Here is a 22,157-nt window from a genome sequence, read left to right on the forward strand (position 1 = left end):
AATTACTCCCACTCCATAGTAGCTGGAGGTTTAGTGGTAATATCATATACAACTCGAGACACATCGGGCACTTCATTTACTATTCTAGAAGAAATTTTTTGCAACAGTTCATATGGTAAATGAGCCCAACCAGCTGTCATAATATCATTACTATCATAAACTCTTAATCCAACTATTTCTCCATAAACTCTACCATCACCCTTAACTGCTGTACTCATCGTTCCAGTCATAATAGGAAAAGATTGAAAAATCTTGTTATACCAACCACTTGATTTTATAATTTCTAAAACAATTTTGTCAGCTTGTTGTTGCTTAGCTAATCTTTCCTCCGTCACCTCTCCCAAAATCCTAATCGCTTGGCCTGGGCCTGGAAAAGGCTGTTTCATCAAAATATCTTCTGGTAAACCTAGCTGTCTACCTAATTCTCTAACTTCATCTTTGTAAAAATTGCGTAAAGGTTCAAGTAAGTCCAAATTCATTTTTTTTGGCAAACCACCAACATTATGATGGCTTTTTATTTTACTGGCATTTTTACTACCCTTACTTTCAATAACATCAGAGTAAATCGTTCCTTGAACCAAAAATTTTGTATTTTTTATTTTTTTAGCTTCTTGTTGAAATAAATCTATATACAAATTACCAATAATGATTCTCTTTTTCTCTGGATCAGTTACTTTTTTTAATTTACTTAAAAATTCTTTTTTTGAATCTAATATAACTGGCTTTATTTTCAATAATTTTTCAAAAATATATTTGACTTCCTCAGTAGTTCCTTCACGCATCAAACCATTATCACAATAAATAGGAATAAATTTTTTGCCCATTGCTTTAGCCACAATCGTGCTAGCAACCGTCGAATCAACTCCTCCAGAGACCGCAGCAATTGCTTTGGCATTTTCTCCTTTTTGATCAACTATATCTTTTACTTGCTTGATAATGTCATTAACATTGATTTTTCTTTTAGAAACTTTTAAACCACAGATAATTTCTACAAAATTTTGTAAAATTCTTTTACCTTCTTGGGTATGTTCTACTTCTGGATGAAATTGGACTCCAAAAATTTTTCTTTCAAAATCACCTACCCCAGCTGCCTTTACTGTCGGAGTAGATACATGATAATCAAAACCAACAGGCAATTTAACCACTTCATCACCATGAGACATCCAAACTTTAAGTTCTCTGGCTTTTATATTTTCAAATAAAGGACTTCTATGATTTATTTTAACTTCAGTCGGACCATATTCTTTATGACCTTGAATTACTTTACCTTTAAGTAATCTTGCAGTTTGTTGCCAACCATAGCATATTCCTAAAATTGGAATTTTAAATGTAAATATTATGGGATCGATACTAGGAGAACCTTTTTCATAAACACTTGCTGGACCACCAGACAAGATAATACCTGCAGGTTTATATTTAGAAATTCCAGCTAAAGCATTATCCGAATCAACTATCCTAACTTCTACCCCTAAATCCCTAATCCTCCTACCAATTAAATGAGTTGTTTGTGAACCAAAATCAACAATTAAAATCATATTTTTAGATAGTAATTAATAATTTCATCTTTGAAATTAAATTTCTTAAACCTTTTAATAATTTCTTGTTTGTTAAGTCCCTGTTTTGCCCATTTTAGCCCAAGTTGTTCAATCGTTTCCCGAGCTTCGAAAGGGAAAACAATCCATGAATTCACTTCTTGAGCATAATAATCTGGAGTCAAACTACAATGGTTACGATAAAACAAACTGGCCGTATACACTTTTTTGACAGCAAAATCCCGTAAGTGGTCTTTAGTAAAAACTAAAGACTTGCCGGTATCGGCAATATCATCAAACAATAAAACTGTCTCGTTACGAATTACAGGAGGAATATCTTGATAAATATCTGGTTTATCCATCATCTTACCAATCCCTGAATAAAACTTAATACCAATACTAGCAACATAATCAATTCCTAAAAAATCAATTAGACTACAGGTTTGTGGCCAACCACCTTTAGCTAACGTCACAATACGATCAATTCTGAGCTTATCTTTCAAAATTTTTTGAGCAAGTATAAAGCTCAAATCTTCAAGTTGGCTCCAGCTCGGAGCAATATAGGTAATTGATTCATTGGAAAATTGAATGGGTGTAAGTTTCATGGTTTAAATTATAAACTAAAAACTTTTCCAATATTATGTTTTCAGTTAAAAATTAGGCAACTTATTAATAATTTTTTTAATCAAATTATGTATGTCTGTTTTTTCGTAGATATTGATAGTAATAACTTTTACATTAGAATTTTTAACTACAAAATCCAGACTGGATTGCAAACTGGTTAAATAATCTTTACTATGATTTTTTATTTCAAATTCTCTTCCTCTTTTTTTGATTCGTTTGAGAAGAAAATTAACCGGTGCTTTTAAATAAATGAGGATTCCTTGGTTGCTAATATTTTTAGTTAAAAATGTATAAATTTCCTGATATAAACTCCACTCTTCATCTGTAAAATAACCGCTTTTAATTCTGCTGTGAGCATACACATAGCTCATAACAATTCCGCTATCAATAATTATATTTTGATCATTGAGTTCAGAATTTAGTTTAGATAATAACTTAGCACGTTCTTTTAGAAACCATAAATCACTAGTAAACGACCAACGCTTACGATCCTGTAAAGCTAATGGGAAAAATGGATTAGTTTTATAAAATTCATCAGCTGGGATAAGTTTGGCATGAAGCTTTTTTGCCAAAAGTTCGCACACAGTACTCTTGCCAGAACCTACATTACCTATCACTGTTATTGGTTTATAAGTCATTTATTTTAAATATAAACTATAAATATCCTACTAAAATAAAAATTCAATCCAAGGTTGTTTTCTATGAAAAAAGTCCCATTTCTTCCAAAAGCGGAGGAGCAAAGCCATTAATATATGCAAAAACTGTATTCAAACCATCTTCAGACAATGAAATATGTGATTTTCGTTGCCATTTTGGCTCACTAGCTCTATTTTGCTCAAATCCTGTAGCACAACTCATAGAGACCTCGAATCCATCTTCATAAAATTCAATTCTTGTTGGTTCATGCATAATGGGAAGTGAACCTGGAATATTGTGTAGTTTTTTATCAAAATACTCTTCCACATAAACTTGCGCCCTACCTTCTGATATTTCTGCAATATTCATTTTTGTTTCAACTATACCAATTTTCCAATTTACACCATCCCAATATACTAAAACTCCTTTTTGGATAATTTCTTTTCCTGACTGAGCCATTATTTGTTTTACTGCTTCTTCTTTGTTTGCAGGTTTTTCCAATACTGTTACAGTTCCATTATTTCTAATTACTTTTAAAGTATCTGAGGTTATAACATGACTATCCGGAAACTCATGATGAGCAGCTACTGCCTTTTGCCAGGCTAAAACTTCAGGTATATAACCATATTCATAAAATGGCCCATGTTCATATGCTGCTTGCCAATCTGCTTCACTAAAAGTATCAGGAAATAGAGTAGTTCTTACCACTCCTACTCCTAGCAAGCATAATAAGTCAGCTTTTTGATTATTACCTGCTATAAACAAAATACTATTATTTTCTTGCAATGGTTCGAAGATCTCCTTTGAAGAAGGGTTTTCTGTCATGTTTAAACGTTAAATTCTAACTACTTTGATTCCATTCTGTTTTAATAAAGCGGCAAATACTCCATCGCCATTTTTAAGACCCTTGCCATTATAAATCTCACCACTCCCACATGAAGGGCTTTTTTCGCGTAAATAAGCTACTGATACATTATTTTCTCTAGCTATTCTAAGAGCATTTTTTGCTCCCTTGATAAATTGTTGCGAGTAATCAATACCATCTTCCCCCATCACCTTGGCTTTTTTTTGCAAGACATCATACCCATCTCCACCTACAATTTGACAAGGACTTCTTGGAATAGGAAAACCACCCAATAATTCCGGACAAACAATAATTAGTTCTTTTTTTTCTAAAAGTTTAATTATTTTTTCATTTAGCTTATTACTACCATCATAACGACAATTTACTCCCACTAAGCAAGCACTAACAAGAATATTTTTTCTTTTCATAAGGTTATTGAGGGAAAACACCACTCATAAAATTTGAATCTTGTTTTAAAGACATTATTACCGCCGCATGATCCACGTCAGTTCTCTTAGGAATTTCTGTTGATAATGATATTTCTCCCGGATACATCTTTTTTAATTTACCACGCACAAAACCAGCGTGGTTTTGATGATCCATAGATATTGGATTTGTTCGTGCTGCCGCACAAGGCATTTCTTGTTTATGATGATCTGTTGGCAAACCTAATGCGGCAAGTAATAATGTAGTATCCGGAGGTAAAGTAATGACATGATTTAATGGTGAACCAATTACAATACCAGGATAATTATCTCTAAACCAAGTTTGCATTTCAGCTTGTTGAGCCTCTGATTGTTCTGGCCATTGCTGCATTGCTTGTAAATCTGTATAACCCAAAGCAACAGCTCCTGCACCTAATTGCTTTGCAGCTTGGGCCAAATGTGCTTCCATAGTAATTTTACAAGAAGAACACAATCCTGGATGGCCTAGTTTATCTCTATCTTCTAAAGAAGACCTAACTACGTGTTCACTATAAGGTCCAGAAAGATCCATATAATAATGATCTGTGTTTAAATCGATGTTTGTTTGTATACCTAAGCTTCGAATTTGCTCTACTATTTTTTCTGCCTGTTCTCTTGGCGCTTGTAAATTACCTGCAAATCCAGTTAAAGCAGTGACTAAAATAATCCGTCTACTATTATCAAACTCTAAGCTATTCAAAAGAAGTGTTAAAGCAAAAATTGAACTTGAATCTCGTCCCCCAGAATATGGAATCAAAATCGGTCCTTCGCTTTCTCTATAGAATTCTCTTAAAGCATCAAAGGCCTGGTTAAAAAGTTCTTCAGACCTCATTAGCAATGCTTTTGGATTATCAACTAGTTCTTCGGTTTGTAAAATTAATGACTCTGGTAAATTTTTTACTCTTAAACCATCAAGATAATCTTGTGAAGCCAGAAATTCTAATGCTAGAATCATTGATGTAGCTACATCAAATCCGCCAGTAACTATATCTACTTGTGGATCAGCAATAGTGATTTGATCTGAACCTTGGCTTACTAATTGCTCATTTCCCATAAATATTTCCTTATACACAAAACTCGGCACTTTAAAGCCGAGTTCTATTATTTTTTATGTTTGCCAAAGCAAGTTGTTGATGACTACCAAGTAGCCAAATAGTTTTTAATGCTTTGGTTTTGACTACAAAAAAACCCGCCAAAATCCTGCGGGTTACAAAAAAAGCTTGGTAATAATCTTTAAAGTTACCAACCATAAGTAATTGTTACACACCTAATATGCTTTGTCAAGCGTTAATTTAAAATACCTTTAAAAGCCTAGATTATTAATTCACCTTGCCAAAGATTAGCAATATGAGTAATAGCCTGCACTGTTTCGTTTAAATATCCATATTTATTGATTACTGCATAACTAGTTGTAGGCATTCTAGAGATATCAGAGCTAAACTCTGCAAGCCTCCTAGCAATCATTTCATTTGCTCCAGCATTAAAACCTTCTCTATTTCTTAGGCAAGAAATTAAACTGTTTTTACTTTCTGGAAGGATAAAAAATTCTAATAAAAGATAATTAGAAAAAAGATTTTCTCTATTTTGCCATTTAGTCATTAAAGTTTCTGCTCCTTTAGGATCAACTCTTATAATAGGAATTCCATGAGCTTTTCTGAAATTCCGCCAAGGTAACCCATAATAATTCCCCCCATATGAAACATATTCGATCAATTTACCTTCTTCAACCATTGCAATAAATTCAGTTGGACCAGGGATATAAAAATAAGGTCTTACTTTTCCTAATCCTTTTTCTTCATCTCTTGGTTTTCTAGAAGTAGCAGTTTTAACTCTGGAAAAAGGAGGGTTTGTATCTAGAGACAAAAGTTTATTAACAACCGCATCTTTACCAACGCCAGATGGTCCTGTGATAATCAATGCTAAATTTTGAGCAGTTCTTGCTCTGTCTTCAAGTTGACTATTACGTTCTAAATTAGCATACAAAATATTATTTTGTCCTACCTGTACAAATCTATATCTTGAAAGTATTTCAATAGCATTACTAAAATCTGGTTCTCTATCCCTGATTTCTTTCGAAGTAGACATAGCCTCGATATTATAACTAAAAAATAATTTCCTTAAATAAGAGATTTAAATTGCAAATAAAAATTAGGAGTTAAATAATTTTTATTTTTACCAATGTTTTTTAGATAGTTATAACCATGACTTTAAGTCAGGTTCTGGAAATAGTAACTGATCGCGATTTTGAAGCTTCTGGAAAACTTAAAGAATATCTAGATACAGAAAGCAGCTCTAGATAACTCTCCTTTTTTTCAATTCTTCTGTAATTTGCGTATATACTCGTTCAATACTTTGCATTGAATCGATAATTACCCACTTGCCACTTTTATCATTTTTAGCAATTTCTAAATATGCTTGCCGGGCTTTTTCATGAAATTCTTTGGTTTCATTATCAAGTCTGTTCATCTCTCCTGATTGTGCCCTTCGAGCTAAGCCAATTTCCACAGGTACATCGAGTAAGAAAACAAGGTCGGGATAGGTTTTTTGAGTAGATAAATCATTTAGTTTTTCAATCATCTTGGCACCAAAACCTCGCACAATACCCTGATAAATAACCGAAGTATAAGGGCCACGATCACACAAAATTACTTTACCTTCGCTAAGAGCTGGGATGATAAGCTCAGCAAATATTTGCGCCCGTGCAGCTTGGAATAATAAGACCTCTGTTGCCATACTCATATTAGTGCTTTGTGTATCCAATACTACCTCTCTAATTTGCTCGGAAATTCTTGTTCCGCCAGGCTCACGAGTCGTAATAATACTTTTACCTAATTTGCTCATGTACTCAGCTAGTTTAGTAACTTGAGTAGTTTTGCCACCACCCTCACCACCTTCAAATGAAATTAAATAGCCTTTTTTCTGTTTCACCATAATTTTGTGATCAATTTTATAACATCAAGATTTTATACTAAAAAAATTATTTACTGAAGGTGTTTATCAAAAAACTCTACATCTTTTTCTACCACTTCTCCCCAACTTCCTACCATATTATGATCGGCTCCTACCCAAACAAAATAAGTCACATCTTTATCTAAACCTTTCAACTGATCCACTAGAGTATTTGACCAATACACTGGGACTTCTTCATCCTTATCACCCTGATGAATTTGTAATGGCGCTTGGATTTGATCAAAATACTGGGTAATGGAAAAGTCAGTAACATCATAATCCTGTTCAAAGTAAGCTAGTTCTTGGCGTAAGTATTTGCCTTCATCATCAAACTCATCAGTGTAATAAAGTACCGAGTATGGAAATGGTTTGCTAACCGGTGCCCATAAGGTAGTTGGGTAGTTTTTACCAGAAATTTCTAAAACTGAAAGCGCAATTTGACCACCATTGCTGTGCGCCCAAATTCCAATTTTAGTAGGATCTGCCATACCAATAGAGCCTACTGAAGCAATTAAATTCAGCACGTCAACTGGATTATGAAAGCGGTTAAACCACACATCGTCTTTACCTTTATCTGAACTGCCATAATCTAAAAAGTCAGGTGCTAACGTAATATAGCCATTTTGGGCAAAGATGGCAGCTGCTTTTTCTGTCCCAATTCCGGGCCGATACATTTCCTGATCAACATAACCTCTGATCATAATAATGACTGGCCGTTTTTTACTCTCAGGAGTTACTGGAAAATTAGCAATACCAGAAATGGTATAACTGTCTGATTGGTAGGTAAAAAGTTGAGAAATATAAGCGCTATTTTCAGTCACTGTTTCCCCAAGCTTAATTTGACTAGCCTGATATTTTCTTTTAGCTAAGTTAGTAAATGTATATGTAAGTAGTGGTTTAGGAGTTGGTTGAGGGGTTGAATTTAATCCTCCTGGAGAAAGAAGAGATTTTTCGCTATTAGATTTAGAGAGAAAATAAACTCCACAACAACTTATAACTAAAATAAAGATTGCACAGCCTATTACTAAAAGTTTCATAGACCTATTATAAACCGATTTAAAATTCGGTCCTTTTTTTAGTTAAAACAAATAAATCAGGATTATTAAAGGAAGATGGGATTTGATTAGATCCTTCAACTAAAAACAGCGCAGCATTCACACTATTATTTGCAAAAAGGTGTACAGCTTTTACTTTCTTTTCCTTAAAATATGAAAAGAGAGAGGTTACAATTTCAGCTTCATATCCTTCAGAAATTAAATCATCTGTAATTTCTTTAACAGAATTTTTATCCTGGGAAAAATCTACCACCATCAATTCGCCTGAATATTTTGAATTGAGCAGTGAATCATGAGCTCTTTGTACAAAAGCCTCGATATCATCAGGAATTTCTCCACTAACATTAATCCATAAATGGCCTGTTTCCCAATTTGTATGTTTTCCTATTGGAAAAATTGCAGTAGCATTGGAATCAGTAATTGCACTTCTTTCTTTACTCATAAAAATATATTATTTTGCTTTCGGAAAAACGTTATTTTACACCAAACACCAAAAAATTACTTTATTCAAGAACCTAAAATATACAAAATGGAAATTAAATGTCTATGAAGATTGAGTGAAAGAAAGATTAAATTACTCGATACTCTAAAAGCATAGTCCCTCTTTCGTTAAGTTTTTTAGAGCTTAATAATTTTAATTTGCAGTCAAGTTGGTCGTTAAACAGCTTTACCCCCTGACCAAACAAGTGCGGTTCGACTGTCAAGTACATATGGTCAACTAAGCCACTTTTCATAAACAAAGAGTAAATCGAAGCTCCACCGCAGATAGCTATTTTTTTATAGCCTTGTTTTTTAAAATCAGATAGCAAAGCCTGAGGTTTTTGATTGGTATAGACGAGATTATCATAATTACTTTTTAAGGGTTTTGAGGTGTAGATAATATTAAGCCGATCTTTGAGAGGTTTTCCGATGGTTTGATAGGTAGTTTTTCCCATAATAACTACCCCAGCTTCTTTTGTTTTTTTGATAAAAAAAGTTCGGTCTTCTGGTGATGTCCAATCAAAAGAAGATTGCCCAGCTTCTCGAGCAATAAAACCATCAAGAGTGATAGCAGCGATTAAAAAAATTTTCATAACTATCCTAGTTTATCACCTTTTTGCCATGGAATAGCGGTTAACATTGGTGCATATACATCTTCATCAAGAGAAATAAGAAGCTCATCCAGCTCTTTTTTACTGGGCACTCTATCCTGCCACTCAACCTGGCTAGGACTATTAATAATAGCCAAGGGTGTTTGTTCGGCTACTTCCCCCATTTCAAAAGTGGCTGCAACTGCCAAAGCTTCAGCCACATTAACTTGCACCATAGTCAGAGTATATCCAAATAAATCTTTGTCCCCCCGACATTCACGCAGTGCTTTAAAACCGCAATGAGCCAAACAGGTTCCTGTCACTCCCCAACGCAGCGGTGTAGTTTTGCTATCAGTTACAATCACTCCAACTTGCTTTACATGATAATGGTCTCTCAAAAATTGCCAAATTCGGTTGGTTTCTTGCTGTAAATTTTTAGGCCACAAAACTAGCTGATTTTGAGCATTAGAACTATCAATTCCGGCATTGACACACAGCGTGTTGTTTTTGATTGCTAACATTAATTTATAACTGGAATAAGGACCGTAATACAATTCGGCTTCTTTTTTTACCCAAGCAATTTTATCTTTTTTTTTAGTAGCAGCAATGGGAACTAGTTGGTTTTGGGCATAGCTGATAATTTTGGAAGTAACTGCCAAAACACTTTGTTCCGGAATTTGAGCAATAGACTGCTCAATAATTTGCAGTAAATCATCACCTGGTTTAACCAGCTTAGTTTTAATAGCCTTAACCCGCATATCTAATTAATTTTTGTTTTATTTTGCTTTGCTGTCAAAGAAAATAGGCTTAATATACATTTCTACCATTTAAACAGCGGATACTTACTGGCCAACTCTTTGACCTCTTTGCGAACTTTTACCAGGTATTGATCTCTATTCATTTTAGCTCGGAATTTTTTGATAAATTCGTTCCGCTCTTCTTTTTTCTCTGGCAAAGGATAATCTTTGACGTGGTCAATAATTTGGGCAATCCATTTGGCAATTTGTTTCATTTGCATCCCTCGCATACCACGAGTGGTCACCAAAGGTGTTCCAATTCGTACACCCGATGGATAAAAAGGTGAGCAAGGTTCATTGGGAATAGAATTAAAATTGGAATAAATCCCAGCTAGGTCCATAGCATAAGCTACTTGTTTACCAAGTCCTAATCCTAGTGGTGACAAGTCAATTAAAATCAGGTGGTTATCCGTACCATCACCAACTAGTTTTAAACCTTCATCTTTTAAAGCTGTAGCTAAAGTCTGGGCATTTTTGACAATCCAATGGCCATAGCTTTTAAACTTAGGACTCATCGCTTCACGAGCTGCAATAGCAATTCCGGCAGTAGTGGCATTGTGTGGCCCGCCTTGTAGACCGGGAATAATGGCCATATCAATTTTGTGACCCAGCTCGGAATCTTGTTTCAGTCCCCGTTTAGTTACCAAAATCATAGCTCCTCGCGGCCCCCTAAAGGTTTTGTGAGTCGTGCTCATAATGACATCGCAATATGGAACTGGCGAAGGATGTTCACCGGTTACTACCAAACCAGTAATGTGGGAAATATCAGCCATCAGCCAAGCTCCAACCTGGTCAGCCACCTGTCTAAATTTTTTAAAATCTAAAACAAATGGGTATGCAGTTGTACCGGCAATGATTAGTTTGGGTTTAGCTTTTTTAGCTAAAGCTAGCATTTGGTCAAAATCAATTCGGGCGTTTTTGTCTAAACCATACTGCACTGATTTGAAATACTTGCCTGAAAAAGTCACATTAGGATGGCCGTGAGTCAAATGCCCTCCTCCAGCTAAATTAAGACCCATGATCGTATCTCCTGGTTCAAGCAGAGCAAATTCGATGGCTGAGTTGGCCGGACTACCAGAATATGGTTGTACATTAACGTAGGGCACGCCAAAGAGTTTTTTGAGTCGGTTCTGAGCTAAGGTTTCGATCTGATCAATAATTTGGTTACCTTCGTAGTAACGTCGACCAGGATAACCTTCAGAGTATTTTGAGCTTAAAACCGAAGATAACACTTGAGAAACCTCTGGAGAAATATGATTTTCCGAAGGAATCAAGCCTATCATTTCTTTTTGGCGTTTAGCTTCTTGCTTAATCAGGTCAAAGATTTTGTCCGACATGGTTTTTTTGTCATCCCGAGCAACGTCGAGGGATCTTATCAATAAGATTTCTCCACTTCGGTCGAAATGACAAGGTATTCACTTTTAACTTGAGCCAATATGGCACAAGCATCATAATTTTGCAATTGTTAATTTACACAGCAACTCTTTTCCTCTTGCTCTTATCTTGCTAACTTGTTACATTTAGGCCGTTACAAATTTTTACAAAAAAACTTATGTCCAGACCACGCCACCCTGAATATCAATATCTCGATCTATTAGACGACATTATGAAACATGGAGTTGAGAAGATTAGTCACTCAACTGGCATGGGTTTGCGCAGTGTTTTTGGCCGCCAAATTCGTTTTGATCTATCTAAAGGTTTTCCACTTTTAACCACTAAAAAAGTCTATTTAAAAGGGATTATTCATGAACTGCTTTGGTTTATTTCTGGCAGTTCTAATATTACCTACATGACTCGGAACAATGTCCATATTTGGGATGATTGGGCGTATAAAAATTACAAAGTGGCTATGGAACTAGGTAAGGTCAAAAAAATGGAGATGCCGGAATTTGTCCAAAAAATAGTTGATGATGATGCTTTTGCTAAAAAATGGGGCGAGATTGGCCCAGTTTATGGTGCTCAATGGCGGCGTTGGCCAACTGGCGACGGTCGACATATTGATCAACTCAAATGGGCTATTGATAAAATTAAAGAAAAGCCTCATAAAAAGCACTACATCATTTCAGCCTGGAATGCAGCTTATATCTATGAAATGGCTAAAACCCGCGAAGATTCTATGGTAATTGCCCCCTGTCATACGTTTTTCCATATCAATATTGATGAGAGCAACCATAAGCTATCTTTACAAATGTATCAGCGCAGCGCTGACTCTTTTTTGGGAGTACCATTTAATATTGCCAGTTATGCTCTACTAACTATGATGCTGGCTCAAGTTACTGGTTATAAGCCCGGAGATTTTGTCCATACCTTTGGCGATATTCATGTCTACCACAATCATTTTAAACAAGTTCGGCAACAGTTGAAGCGTAAACCTCGCAAACTACCCATTATGAGAATCAACCCTAAAATCAAAGATATTGATAAATTTACCTACGAAGATTTTGAAATTGTGGGCTATAACCCTCACCCAGCTATCAAAGGCGAGATTACCGTGGTAGGTGGGTTTTAATTTTACAAATCCGCTGTATTTGGTGCTGGATCCTGGTGATATGGCAAATTATGTTGTAAACAATACTGCGCCCGCTGGAGTTCAGTTCCAATATACATGGCATGATCAGCCATAGAAATATAGCCCCAATCACTAATTTTCCATACTAGCTCAAGGGCTTTTTTGCCTTGCCAGCTTTTAATAGCCGGTCCCCCATCTGGCTCATATAAGGTAACGTTGATCAGCTTAGCTTTTTGATCAATTTCAATGACGACATTTCCTTTGGGATCAAAAGTAAAATGGACAGCGGGTGTAAAGCCCAGTTCTTGCTCATAAAAATCACTCAAAATCTCTTCGACCATCTTAAAGTCGTCACTATACATATGAGCCGAATGGGTAATGAGCGTGAGTTTGCCTAGTTTGTAGCCACCGCTTTGGGCAATTTCTTCCTGCAATTTACGCAAACCAAAAGCATTGCGCGGCCAGCCATGAACCATATCTTGAGAGCGAAAATGAGCGGTGAGGAAAAATTTATGATCCTGGACACTACCTAAAATCATCACCAAACATGGTGTATCACCAGTGTCTGAATGTGACCAGTCCAACTCCACATCCGTGGTTAAAGCAATCATTTTTTTAGAATCCGGGCGTTTTTTGAGAAGCTCTTTGATTTTATCAATTTGATTGACCCCAAAATGCTCCATCATCCGATGACCGTAGTTGTAAGCTGTGCCTGGGATTTTACGAGCTGAAGTCATCTCTGGCAGATAAGCAATCAGCTCTTCCTTGCTAAACGGTAAGTAAGCCGGAAAATAAGGCTCGCTCATGTCTTCATCTGACACTACGGCTACCATATTTAAAACTTCCCGCAGCTGGTTTTGCTGAGCATAGCGAGTGTGTTTATAACGGCCATATTTGTAAATTTCGTTTAAAACTTTTAGCCAAGTTTGAGCGACAGTTTTACCTTCTACTCGAAAACCAACTTGTTCTGATGGTAAAACTTGAACTTTAGGCTCACTGGGTGGGAAAATTTGCGCCTTAGCAGCAAAGGGTGGTTTTTGTTTGATTTGTTTAAGCTTGGTAATCAATTCTTTGGCAGTTTTACCTCTAAAATCAATCACTTCTACGCTTTTGCGAAAAAGTGCAATCGCTTCGTTGCTAATTTCTACTTCGATCTCCCCTCGTCCATTTTTGATTTTGCGCTTACTATCCACTCCCTCTTTCATAAATTGCAGCAAGGCATGACCCGATAAAGACAGCTCAGCCCCCCAGAGGATAATAGTCCGAATTCGAGGATTAGCTAGTACGTTACGGATAATAGCATTGACTCCCTGACCAGAGTAAAGATTACCAATCACACAATAAAGTTTGGGGTTTTTGATAAGTTGCTCAACTACCTTTCGCTCCGTCCATAACGTACACACTGCCACCGATGAATTAATATCGCCTTTGACTAAAATGTCTTTATATAAAATTGGCCAGTGGGATAAATCCACTGGCAATGGGGTGGTTTTGATTTTGGATTGAGATTCAAACATTACAATATTCCTGTCTTAAATAATTCATATCATCAGATATTGTTCTATCAAAGAAAGATTCGGCTCTTTCTCCTTCAACTACTTCACATTCTGCAAAAAACAACCTTCCTTCTGTTGATAAAAGCAAATTTGATTCAGTATAAACATCAGGATGGGGAATTAATCCCTTTTTTCTAGATAAAAGAAGTGCGTTTTCTAATAAATCAATATCTTCTGTTCTTAAAGGTTTTTTGGGACAAAATTGACTCAAAAGTTTTCCTCGAATCCATTCAATAGCAAGCCCCATTACTTGATCATTTCTATCTTTAATCAAAAAGGCTGGAGCTGGTGTATAAACACCTAATTCTGAACGCCTAAATCTCAAATAAGCTTCGTATTCTTTTTTTGCAACTGCTTCTCTGTCTGGAATTACTGTCCCATTTTCATTAACTTTTCTTATTAACTTTGCAGCAAAAAAAGCTCTGCCATCAGTAATCTTACAGACAGATTTTTCTGAGCCAGCTCTATCCTCTGTAACTCTTTCAACAATTTCAAACTGAGCAATATTAGCCATCTCAACCATATTTGAAAAGAAGTTATTTATTCAGATTTATTACAAACTACACGCCGAAAAAGCACAGGACGGACAGGTTTTACAACCTTCATGAATTTGTAAAGTAGCTCCGCATTGTGGACATTTTTCAGCTGCTCTACTTTTCATTTTACCAGTTATATCTGGTATTTTTATTTTAGGTTTATTAAGCTGGGTTTTGCTTTTTGATTTGACATTGCCCACATTGAGAACTTGTACTGAACGAGAAGCATCACGATACACCGTAATACCTTTACAGCCTAATTTCCAAGCCAGTTTGTATGCTGAAGCCACATCTTCAACTGAAGCGTCATGGCGTAGATTAATAGTCTTGGAGACTGCGTTATCAACTCCTTTTTGCCAAGCTGACTGCATTTTAATATGATCTTCCCAGGCTAAATCATGAGCGGTGACAAAAATATCCTGGATTCGCTTAGGAATTTCGGAAATGTGCTGAATGGATCCTGCTTCCATAATTTCTTCGACCAAGCCATTATCTGCCAGTTTAATTTTTTGCAGTTGTTTCAGTAAATCTGGATTAATTTCCGGCAGCTTATAACCACCCATTGCTTCTTTGTAAAAAGCTAAAGCAAAATGCGGCTCAATGCCATACGAACAGCCGGCAATCATGGCAATAGAGCCAGTAGGCGCAATGGTAGTAATGGTGGCATTGCGTTGAGGTTTAAGCTTTTTCGAAGCTAAAGCACTGCCTTTCCAATTGGGAAAAGCGCCTTTTTCTTGAGCTAGTTTTTGAGAGGTTTTGACGCCTTCTTCGTGAATAAATGCAGAAATTTTCTCAGCTAGTTTTAACGCTTCAGAACTGTTGTATGGGATTTCCAGACGAACCAGTAAGTCAGCCCAACCCATAACCCCTAAGCCAATTTTACGGTTAGCTTTAACTACATCATCAATTTTTTTGAGTGGATAGGTACAAATAGCTACTACATCATCCAGCATCCGCACAGCAGTTTGTACAGTTTGGCTTAACTTATCCCAATCAACTTCTACATTTGAGTGAGAATGCAAATTGGTATTTTTAGGGAGTTTAATAGTTCGAGATGGTTTTTCTTTAGGTCGGTATTTTAAGTGAGCAGCTAAGTTGATACTGCCTAAATTGCAAGCCTCATAAGGTAGTAATGGTTGCTCGCCACACAGATTGACTGATTCGATCGGTCCAACTTGAGGTGTGGGATTATCCTGATTGATTTTGTCTAAAAAGACCATGCCCGGATCACCATTTTTCCAAGCCATAGTTGTAGCCAGATCAAAAATTGAGCGGGCATCAACTTGATTGACTACTTCACCATCACGGGGGTTAATCAGATCCCAAACCTTATCTTTTTCCACCGCTTGCATAAATTTAGAAGTTACTCCCAAAGAAAAATTGATATGCGGCAAAGCACTTTCCTCTTCTTTACAAGTTAAAAATTCAAAAATATCAGGATGAGAAACCGGCATCACGATCATATTACCTGATCGCCGACCCCCAGCTTGCAAGAGCATATCAGAAGCATGATTTAAAATGTGCATAACTGCCACTGGTCCGGCTGCCCGGCCAGTTGTAGTCGCCACTTTATCACCTTTGGGCCTAATCCGGCCCAAGGAAAAACCCACTCCCCCACCATTTTTTTTCAAAATTGAAGATTCTTTAACCACTTCAAAAATCCCTTCTACACTATCCGGCATGGGCAAGACAAAACAGTTAGCTAGTTGGTTATTGATCGTGCCAGCATTAGCTAGCGTCCGTCCACCTGGCAAAAAGCGCATTTGGGTCATGAGCTCAAAAAAGGCTTGTTGATGTTCTTTGCGCGTTTTAGCTGGTTCAGCTTTAGCCAAAGCTTTAGCCACCCGCTCAAACATTTCTTTAGGAGTTTCGATAATATTGCCGTCGTCGTCACGTTGCAGATATTTATTGCTGATTACTACTAATTGGTTGTAAGACAAACCTAGATCATTGGTCACTCCCAAACCTCGACCAGCTCGAGCTTCCTGGCGCTGGCGTTCGCGGGCAATAATGTAGGCTTTAGCAATATCGTAGTAGCTATGTTCTATTAAGGTTCGTTCCACGCAATCACCGATATCATCACTACCAATCACGGTTTCTTTGCTATATTTACTTTTTAAATCTTTACCAACTAATTTAGCAACTTTATCAGCCAAAACCTCATCAATTTTACTGATGTTTTCTTGAGCTCTAATAATGGAACGAACGATTTTACCTTGAGAAAATGGTTGAAGATTACCTGATCGTTTTGAGACTTGCCACATGATTTTCCTTACTTAAAAATTAGTTGAGAAACGAGTGTTACTTTTATACTACTTTGACTGACCCAAATTCAAGACTTGAAATTTTATTTTTGCTTTCTGTTTTATCTTTGTCCACTTTTTTAAAACGCAGCTATCAAGAAGCTGTTTTGTGAATACCTTAATAAAGTGTCTTCTGTATTCCTCTGAGGGAAACTTAGAAGACAATAGTTATGAACAAAATAGTCTTCTTGAAGACCGTTTTCCAAAGTGGTAGTTTCTTTTGCCTACTTCTTTGGCTTAGTCCAGCTAGCCCACTTACATTTGGGATAGGCACTACAGCCATAAAACTGTCGACCTTTTTTAGTTCGCCTCACAATAATGTCACCTTTACCACAATCCGGACATTTCATGCCTTCAACTTTTTCTACAAAGTTTTTAGTGTACTTACAGTCCGGAAATCTGGAACAGGATAAAAATTTACCAAAACGGCCCACTCGAATGACTAAATCGCCTTCTTTACATTCAGGACATTTCTCACCGGTTTTTTCGACTGCAATCTTAACTCGTTCAGCATTTTTTTCTACATCTTTAATTTTGGAAGATAATGGTTTGTAAAACTCATCTACCACCGGATACCATTTGCGTTTACCTTGGGCAATCTCGTCCAGTTCTTCTTCGATTTTAGCCGTAAAATCATAGTCCATCACTTGGTCAAAATTTTTAACTAAAAATTCAGTCACCGCCATACCTACGCTAGTAGGATAAAATTTCTTTTCCAGCTTTTCGACATAACGCCGATTTAGAATCGTAGAAATAGTGGGTGCATACGTTGATGGCCGGCCAATCCCTCGCTGCTCTAAAGCTTTAATAAGCGTGCTTTCGGTGTATCTGGCTGGTGGCTGAGTAAATTTCTGTTGAGATAGCACTTCCATTAAATCTGCTTGTTCACCCTCACTAAGATCAGGTAATAAATTACCTTCTATATATTTGCCATAGATTTTACGCCAACCATCAAAAATTTGGATTTCCCCTACTGCCCGCAACTGGTAGTTTTTACCAGCTTGAACTAATACGGTCGTCTTAGAAACTTTAGCCGGAGCCATTTGACTGGCTAAAAAGCGGTTTAAAATCATTTGGTAGAGTTTTTTACCAGTAGCGCCACATTTTTTTTCAATCAAATCTAAAGACCGATCAACTTTGGTAGGCCGAATAGCTTCGTGGGCCTCTTGAGCTAGTTTAGAAGTAGTTTTATAACCTCTGGGGCCAGTGTAGTACTGGTCACCAAACTCTTTGGGAATATAGTCTCCAGCCATGGCTAAAGCTTGTTGAGATAAAGACAGTGAGTCAGTACGATGGTAGGTAATATAGCCTCGTTCATAAAGCTGTTGAGCCTGGCGCATAGTATTGCGGGATGACCAACCAAATAAGTTGGCCGCACTTCGCTGCAGCGTTGAGGTGATAAATGGTGGTAGTGGATTTTGAGACAGTTCTTTTTTGGCAACTGAGGCAATTTGGTAGCTGGCTTTTTTAAGATCAGCTACAATTTTTTTAGCATCTTTAGTATTACCAACTTTTGCTAGTTTATTGCTGATTTTATAAAGATCAACGATAAATTCGCCAGCTTTACCTTTAATCTTCTGACTTTTAAGTTTGGCGCCAATCTCCCAATATTCCTCTGGTTTAAAAGCTTCGATTTCTTTTTCCCGCTCATAAATCAATTTCACTGCCACTGATTGCACCCGGCCAGCTGATAAACCCCGTCGGACTTTTTTCCAAAGTACTGGTGAAAGTTTGTAACCTACCAACCGGTCTAAAACTCTACGTGCCTGCTGAGCATCAACCAAGGCCATATTGACTGAGCCGGTATTTTCGAGGGCATGCAAAATAGCATCTTTGGTAATTTCATGAAAGGTAGCTCGCACAAATTTAGATTTACCAACTTTAGCTTGTTTTTCCAGCAGCCATTGCACATGATAACCAATAGCCTCCCCTTCACGGTCCGGGTCAGTAGCAATAATAATGTGATCGGCTTTTTTAGCAGCAGCTGAAAGCTGTTTAATAACCTTTTCTTTACCTTCAGAAATTTCGTAGGTCGGCTCGTATTTGTTTTTGGTATCCACACCAATTTTAGATTTGGGTAAATCACGAACGTGCCCCATAGAAGCTTCGACCTTATACTTATCGCCTAAGTAGCGGCCTAGGGTTCGGGCTTTGGTTGGTGATTCGACAATAATAAGTTGCATAAAAAAAGACGTTGTTGATTATAACAAATTTTTATTTTACTAAATCTAGGTCACATAAGGCTAGATGTAATGTTGTTACTATAAACTAAAACTATCAACTTCAAAATAGGAAAAATTAAATTGCCATGTAGTTTCCATCTCCCAAGTTTCTTACCAACCCACGCAACTCTAATAAGGTCAGCGCTGTTGTAATTTGAATAATAGGAATTTGAGTTGAGCGGCAAATATCATCAATATGCTGAGTACCGGAAAGCAAATATTGCCATATTTTTTGTTGAGCCGGATTTTCAAATGTTGGGTCATTGTTACCATTTAAAGCACTGGCTGATGTCTGAGCCGTATTGTTGGCAGCATCAATTTGCAGCTCAGCTAAAATATCTTTAGCATTCATAACTAGCTTGGCTCCCATTTGGATCAGTTCTCCTGGACCTTCAGACATCGGATTAGTAATTGGTCCAGGCACAGCAAAGACTTCCCGGTTTTGTTCTAAAGCCAGTGAAGCCGTAATCTTAGTACCAGATTTGACAGAACCTTCAGTGACCAATACTCCCAATGATAGTCCGGAAACAATCCGGTTACGGGCCGGGAAATTGCCAGGCACTGGTTTAGTTTGGGGTGGATATTCTGATACCAACGCGCCGTTTCTAATAATTTCTTCGGCTAAACCGCGATGTTCTGGTGGATAAATACTATCTAGGCCTGAACCCAAAACTGCAATTGTCCGCCCACCATGTTCTAAGCAACTGCGGTGAGCAATACCATCCACTCCCCTAGCTAAACCAGAAACAATCGTAAAGCCAAAACTGACTAAATTTGAGACTAATTTCTGAGTAACTTCTCGACCATATGGAGTGACTTTTCTGGTTCCAACTACGGCTAAGGCTTTATTATCTTGAGCTTGTAATAAACCTTTTATAAAAAGACCAATGGGAGGATTGGGGATTTGGCTCAAAAGATAGGGGTAATTTTCATCACTTTGACTAATGTAATTAATTTGCAATCTGGACAATTCTTTTTTTGTTTCATCTAAATTAAAAGTTTGTTGATGCGTTATAACAGCTTTAATTAAGCTGGGTTGAAAATTATAAGCCTGCCAAGTTTTACTGTCTGCTTGCCAGGCTGATTGTAATGAATCAAAAACTTTTTTAATCAGTTGTAAACGGATTGGCCCAATTCCTTCACAGTAATGAAAAGCTAAATGGTAATCAGATTCGTTCCATGTTTCCATGATTCTATTGTGACACTGTCATCTAAGCTAAAGCAATATAATATTTACTATTATTACTTTCTTACTTCCTCAAACCATTTAGTCAAAACTGCCTTAGCAATAGGCGCTGCTTTGTCTGAGCCTTGCCCCGCTTCTTCCAATAAAACGGTCACCACAATTTCTGGTTTTTCTACTGGCGCAAAAGTGGTAAACCAAGCATGAGTTTTGACATATTCACCTTTGTCATTAGTAGCTCCGGTTTCAGCAGTGCCTGTTTTACAAGCCACTGGAATTCGCAACATTTGGGCCGAACCACTAGCTTCTTTTATAAAATTAATTCCGTCTTCTTTAATTTTGGAATTTGGGTTTTTAACTCTGAAATTAAAAAGCGGATATCCTGTCCCTCCTGGTTCACAAGCCTTTTGCAAACCAGTTATTACTTGGTTGATGTGTTCAGAACTAACTGGAGCTTGTTTACAAGCCTGATATTGCAAATTTTGCCAAGAAAAATTACTTTTGGGTCGGTCGACAGTAGCAGCAATTAATTTAGGTTGACATAGGTAGCCCCGGCTAGCTACCATAGCCATCATCTGTTGAACCTGAATAGGAGTAACTTGCAAATTTCCCTGGCCAATGGCAGTAATATACGTGTCACCCAAATACCAGCCTTCATTTTTAGCTTGCTGCTTCCATTGTGGATCTGGGACCAAACCCCGTTCTTCCCCATCCAAACCAATCATAGTTTTATGACCGAAACCTAACTTAAGCGCCCAGCTGGCGAGTTGATCTGCTCCTAATTCTTCCCCAACTTTGTAAAAATAAATATCATTTGAGCGCTGTAATCCTTTAATTAAATTGACCCATCCTTCTTTTTGACCATATTGATCAAAGTACCAGTTACCATAGCGAAATGCTCCTACTCGAATTTCTCCAGTATCTTCTACTTCCCAACTCGCATCTATTTTGCCAGTTTCTAAAGCACCCAAAGCTGTGACAATTTTAAAAGTCGAGCCTGGTGGATACAAACCAGCAATACCACGATCAAAAAGAGGCCGATCCTGATTATTTAAGATAACTGATTGATCTTGTTTAGAGCCATACATCAGCACATTAGGATCAAATGAAGGAGTTGAAACCATCGCTAAAACTTTACCATCAGGAGTTGAAGCAATTACTGTCCCTCGATAATTATTTTTAGTTAAAGCTTCATAAGCAGTTTTTTGCAAAGTTATACTTAAATTAAGCTGTAAATTTCGGCCAGCAATAGGTTCAACTTTGGAAAAAGATCTGATTTTTGTGCCATCAGCTGCATATTCTTCAACTAAGCCTCCATCACTACCTCGTAGCAAACCATCTTCTTCTCGCTCCAGTCCCATCTTGCCCACTTTTTTACCAATATCCAATCCAAATAATTCCAATTCTTTACTGTCAGCCTCAGCCACATAACCCAAAACGTGAGCAAATAATTCAGGATATAGATAGGTTCTCTTACCATCTTGGGTTTTAACTAAGGCTTGACCAGTTTGATCAAAAAATAAACCTCTATCAGCTTCCAGTGAAACGATCCGAAATCGATTTTGCTGGGCTCGTTTCCACTGCTCTTTTCCTAAAACGACTTGTAGTCGAAAAGATTGAGCCAATAAAACTAAGCAAAAACCAATAAGTAGTAGCCAAGAAAAAACGACTAACTTCATAGCTCAAACTATACTTTAGAAGATAAAAATTCACAAACAAAATTGAGTGTTTAATATTATGGAGCCACTTCCCGCCATGAGTAATCAAAGTCTTTAAGATCTTGCAAGGCCGTTGAGTTTGCAAGGTTATAGATCAATTGTGGATTATAAGTTATCACTTCTGATGGGGTATCAACATTGTCTAAAAGTAAATTGCGT

General features: G+C 37.0%; 21 protein-coding genes. 1 reads left to right on the forward strand and 20 read right to left on the reverse strand.

Annotated elements, in window-relative coordinates:
- Nucleotides 1–2: 2 nt before the first annotated feature.
- The 14 genes from guaA to GYA49_02115 all read right to left on the reverse strand — a co-directional run bounded on the left by guaA (nt 3) and on the right by GYA49_02115 (nt 11,308).
- Complete coding sequence (gene guaA, locus GYA49_02050; protein ID NMC35804.1) at nt 3–1,535, reverse strand: glutamine-hydrolyzing GMP synthase; 1,533 nt, start codon at nt 1,533–1,535, stop codon at nt 3–5.
- Nucleotides 1,532–2,137 carry a hypothetical protein gene (locus tag GYA49_02055; GenBank protein ID NMC35805.1) on the reverse strand — a complete coding sequence of 202 codons (606 nt, stop codon included), beginning with the start codon at nt 2,135–2,137 and terminating at the stop codon, nt 1,532–1,534. Before GYA49_02055 ends, guaA begins: the two co-directional genes overlap by 4 nt.
- A gap of 45 nt (nt 2,138–2,182) precedes the next feature.
- Nucleotides 2,183–2,794 carry a deoxynucleoside kinase gene (locus GYA49_02060; GenBank protein ID NMC35806.1) on the reverse strand — a complete coding sequence of 204 codons (612 nt, stop codon included), beginning with the start codon at nt 2,792–2,794 and terminating at the stop codon, nt 2,183–2,185.
- A 61-nt stretch (nt 2,795–2,855) separates the two neighbouring features.
- Complete coding sequence (locus GYA49_02065; GenBank protein NMC35807.1) at nt 2,856–3,617, reverse strand: hypothetical protein; 762 nt, start codon at nt 3,615–3,617, stop codon at nt 2,856–2,858.
- Nucleotides 3,618–3,626: 9 nt separating this feature from the next.
- Nucleotides 3,627–4,064: a DUF523 domain-containing protein gene (locus tag GYA49_02070; protein NMC35808.1), complete on the reverse strand. Its 438-nt coding sequence runs from the start codon at nt 4,062–4,064 to the stop codon at nt 3,627–3,629.
- Between the two features lie 4 nt (nt 4,065–4,068).
- A complete protein-coding gene (locus GYA49_02075; GenBank protein NMC35809.1) occupies nt 4,069–5,154 on the reverse strand; it encodes a hypothetical protein in 1,086 nt (361 codons plus the stop codon).
- Nucleotides 5,155–5,185: 31 nt separating this feature from the next.
- Nucleotides 5,186–5,350, reverse strand: coding sequence for a hypothetical protein (locus GYA49_02080; GenBank protein ID NMC35810.1), 165 nt, complete (start codon nt 5,348–5,350; stop codon nt 5,186–5,188).
- Between the two features lie 61 nt (nt 5,351–5,411).
- Nucleotides 5,412–6,185, reverse strand: a complete 774-nt coding sequence (locus tag GYA49_02085) for a hypothetical protein (GenBank protein NMC35811.1) — start codon at nt 6,183–6,185, stop codon at nt 5,412–5,414.
- 207 nt (nt 6,186–6,392) lie between these two features.
- Nucleotides 6,393–7,031 (reverse strand): dTMP kinase, encoded by a 639-nt coding sequence (locus GYA49_02090; GenBank protein ID NMC35812.1) that lies wholly within the window; start codon nt 7,029–7,031, stop codon nt 6,393–6,395.
- 50 nt (nt 7,032–7,081) lie between these two features.
- Nucleotides 7,082–8,086, reverse strand: a complete 1,005-nt coding sequence (locus tag GYA49_02095) for a prolyl oligopeptidase family serine peptidase (GenBank protein NMC35813.1) — start codon at nt 8,084–8,086, stop codon at nt 7,082–7,084.
- A 19-nt stretch (nt 8,087–8,105) separates the two neighbouring features.
- Nucleotides 8,106–8,546, reverse strand: a complete 441-nt coding sequence (locus tag GYA49_02100) for a hypothetical protein (protein ID NMC35814.1) — start codon at nt 8,544–8,546, stop codon at nt 8,106–8,108.
- Between the two features lie 127 nt (nt 8,547–8,673).
- Nucleotides 8,674–9,177, reverse strand: coding sequence for a dihydrofolate reductase (locus GYA49_02105; GenBank protein ID NMC35815.1), 504 nt, complete (start codon nt 9,175–9,177; stop codon nt 8,674–8,676).
- A 2-nt stretch (nt 9,178–9,179) separates the two neighbouring features.
- Complete coding sequence (locus GYA49_02110) at nt 9,180–9,932, reverse strand: putative folate metabolism gamma-glutamate ligase (GenBank protein ID NMC35816.1); 753 nt, start codon at nt 9,930–9,932, stop codon at nt 9,180–9,182.
- A gap of 62 nt (nt 9,933–9,994) precedes the next feature.
- Nucleotides 9,995–11,308: a serine hydroxymethyltransferase gene (locus GYA49_02115; protein ID NMC35817.1), complete on the reverse strand. Its 1,314-nt coding sequence runs from the start codon at nt 11,306–11,308 to the stop codon at nt 9,995–9,997.
- Nucleotides 11,309–11,523: 215 nt separating this feature from the next.
- On the opposite strand from GYA49_02115, the gene thyA reads away from it, so the two are divergent.
- The gene (gene thyA, locus GYA49_02120) at nt 11,524–12,480 is read left to right on the forward strand and encodes a thymidylate synthase (GenBank protein NMC35818.1); all 957 of its coding nucleotides are present in this window, start codon (nt 11,524–11,526) and stop codon (nt 12,478–12,480) included.
- A 2-nt stretch (nt 12,481–12,482) separates the two neighbouring features.
- Here thyA and GYA49_02125 read toward each other — a convergent pair whose 3' ends face one another.
- The 6 genes from GYA49_02125 to GYA49_02150 all read right to left on the reverse strand — a co-directional run bounded on the left by GYA49_02125 (nt 12,483) and on the right by GYA49_02150 (nt 21,959).
- On the reverse strand, nt 12,483–13,997 hold the full coding sequence (locus tag GYA49_02125; GenBank protein NMC35819.1) for a DUF4346 domain-containing protein: 1,515 nt from the start codon (nt 13,995–13,997) through the stop codon (nt 12,483–12,485).
- The gene (locus GYA49_02130; GenBank protein NMC35820.1) at nt 13,990–14,559 is read right to left on the reverse strand and encodes a hypothetical protein; all 570 of its coding nucleotides are present in this window, start codon (nt 14,557–14,559) and stop codon (nt 13,990–13,992) included. Before GYA49_02130 ends, GYA49_02125 begins: the two co-directional genes overlap by 8 nt.
- A gap of 30 nt (nt 14,560–14,589) precedes the next feature.
- A complete protein-coding gene (locus GYA49_02135) occupies nt 14,590–16,836 on the reverse strand; it encodes an adenosylcobalamin-dependent ribonucleoside-diphosphate reductase (GenBank protein ID NMC35821.1) in 2,247 nt (748 codons plus the stop codon).
- A 263-nt stretch (nt 16,837–17,099) separates the two neighbouring features.
- Nucleotides 17,100–19,058: a type I DNA topoisomerase gene (gene topA / locus GYA49_02140; protein ID NMC35822.1), complete on the reverse strand. Its 1,959-nt coding sequence runs from the start codon at nt 19,056–19,058 to the stop codon at nt 17,100–17,102.
- A gap of 115 nt (nt 19,059–19,173) precedes the next feature.
- Entirely contained in the window at nt 19,174–20,286 is a 1,113-nt protein-coding gene (dprA, locus tag GYA49_02145) for a DNA-protecting protein DprA (GenBank protein NMC35823.1), read from the reverse strand.
- 53 nt (nt 20,287–20,339) lie between these two features.
- A complete protein-coding gene (locus GYA49_02150; GenBank protein NMC35824.1) occupies nt 20,340–21,959 on the reverse strand; it encodes a hypothetical protein in 1,620 nt (539 codons plus the stop codon).
- Nucleotides 21,960–22,157 lie beyond the last annotated feature (198 nt).

This window comes from Candidatus Beckwithbacteria bacterium (genome assembly GCA_012797845.1).
Taxonomy (GTDB): domain Bacteria; phylum Patescibacteriota; class Microgenomatia; order UBA1400; family UBA1449; genus JAAZOH01.

What these genes read in the sequence shown, in the direction of transcription:
- guaA (NMC35804.1), bottom strand. Translation starts at nt 1,535, where the DNA reads ATGATTTTAATTGTTGATTTTGGTTCACAAACAACTCATTTAATTGGT.
- GYA49_02055 (NMC35805.1), bottom strand. Translation starts at nt 2,137, where the DNA reads ATGAAACTTACACCCATTCAATTTTCCAATGAATCAATTACCTATATT.
- GYA49_02060 (NMC35806.1), bottom strand. Translation starts at nt 2,794, where the DNA reads ATGACTTATAAACCAATAACAGTGATAGGTAATGTAGGTTCTGGCAAG.
- GYA49_02065 (NMC35807.1), bottom strand. Translation starts at nt 3,617, where the DNA reads ATGACAGAAAACCCTTCTTCAAAGGAGATCTTCGAACCATTGCAAGAA.
- GYA49_02070 (NMC35808.1), bottom strand. Translation starts at nt 4,064, where the DNA reads ATGAAAAGAAAAAATATTCTTGTTAGTGCTTGCTTAGTGGGAGTAAAT.
- GYA49_02075 (NMC35809.1), bottom strand. Translation starts at nt 5,154, where the DNA reads ATGGGAAATGAGCAATTAGTAAGCCAAGGTTCAGATCAAATCACTATT.
- GYA49_02080 (NMC35810.1), bottom strand. Translation starts at nt 5,350, where the DNA reads ATGGTTGGTAACTTTAAAGATTATTACCAAGCTTTTTTTGTAACCCGC.
- GYA49_02085 (NMC35811.1), bottom strand. Translation starts at nt 6,185, where the DNA reads ATGTCTACTTCGAAAGAAATCAGGGATAGAGAACCAGATTTTAGTAAT.
- GYA49_02090 (NMC35812.1), bottom strand. Translation starts at nt 7,031, where the DNA reads ATGGTGAAACAGAAAAAAGGCTATTTAATTTCATTTGAAGGTGGTGAG.
- GYA49_02095 (NMC35813.1), bottom strand. Translation starts at nt 8,086, where the DNA reads ATGAAACTTTTAGTAATAGGCTGTGCAATCTTTATTTTAGTTATAAGT.
- GYA49_02100 (NMC35814.1), bottom strand. Translation starts at nt 8,546, where the DNA reads ATGAGTAAAGAAAGAAGTGCAATTACTGATTCCAATGCTACTGCAATT.
- GYA49_02105 (NMC35815.1), bottom strand. Translation starts at nt 9,177, where the DNA reads ATGAAAATTTTTTTAATCGCTGCTATCACTCTTGATGGTTTTATTGCT.
- GYA49_02110 (NMC35816.1), bottom strand. Translation starts at nt 9,932, where the DNA reads ATGCGGGTTAAGGCTATTAAAACTAAGCTGGTTAAACCAGGTGATGAT.
- GYA49_02115 (NMC35817.1), bottom strand. Translation starts at nt 11,308, where the DNA reads ATGTCGGACAAAATCTTTGACCTGATTAAGCAAGAAGCTAAACGCCAA.
- thyA (NMC35818.1), top strand. Translation starts at nt 11,524, where the DNA reads ATGTCCAGACCACGCCACCCTGAATATCAATATCTCGATCTATTAGAC.
- GYA49_02125 (NMC35819.1), bottom strand. Translation starts at nt 13,997, where the DNA reads ATGTTTGAATCTCAATCCAAAATCAAAACCACCCCATTGCCAGTGGAT.
- GYA49_02130 (NMC35820.1), bottom strand. Translation starts at nt 14,559, where the DNA reads ATGGTTGAGATGGCTAATATTGCTCAGTTTGAAATTGTTGAAAGAGTT.
- GYA49_02135 (NMC35821.1), bottom strand. Translation starts at nt 16,836, where the DNA reads ATGTGGCAAGTCTCAAAACGATCAGGTAATCTTCAACCATTTTCTCAA.
- topA (NMC35822.1), bottom strand. Translation starts at nt 19,058, where the DNA reads ATGCAACTTATTATTGTCGAATCACCAACCAAAGCCCGAACCCTAGGC.
- dprA (NMC35823.1), bottom strand. Translation starts at nt 20,286, where the DNA reads ATGGAAACATGGAACGAATCTGATTACCATTTAGCTTTTCATTACTGT.
- GYA49_02150 (NMC35824.1), bottom strand. Translation starts at nt 21,959, where the DNA reads ATGAAGTTAGTCGTTTTTTCTTGGCTACTACTTATTGGTTTTTGCTTA.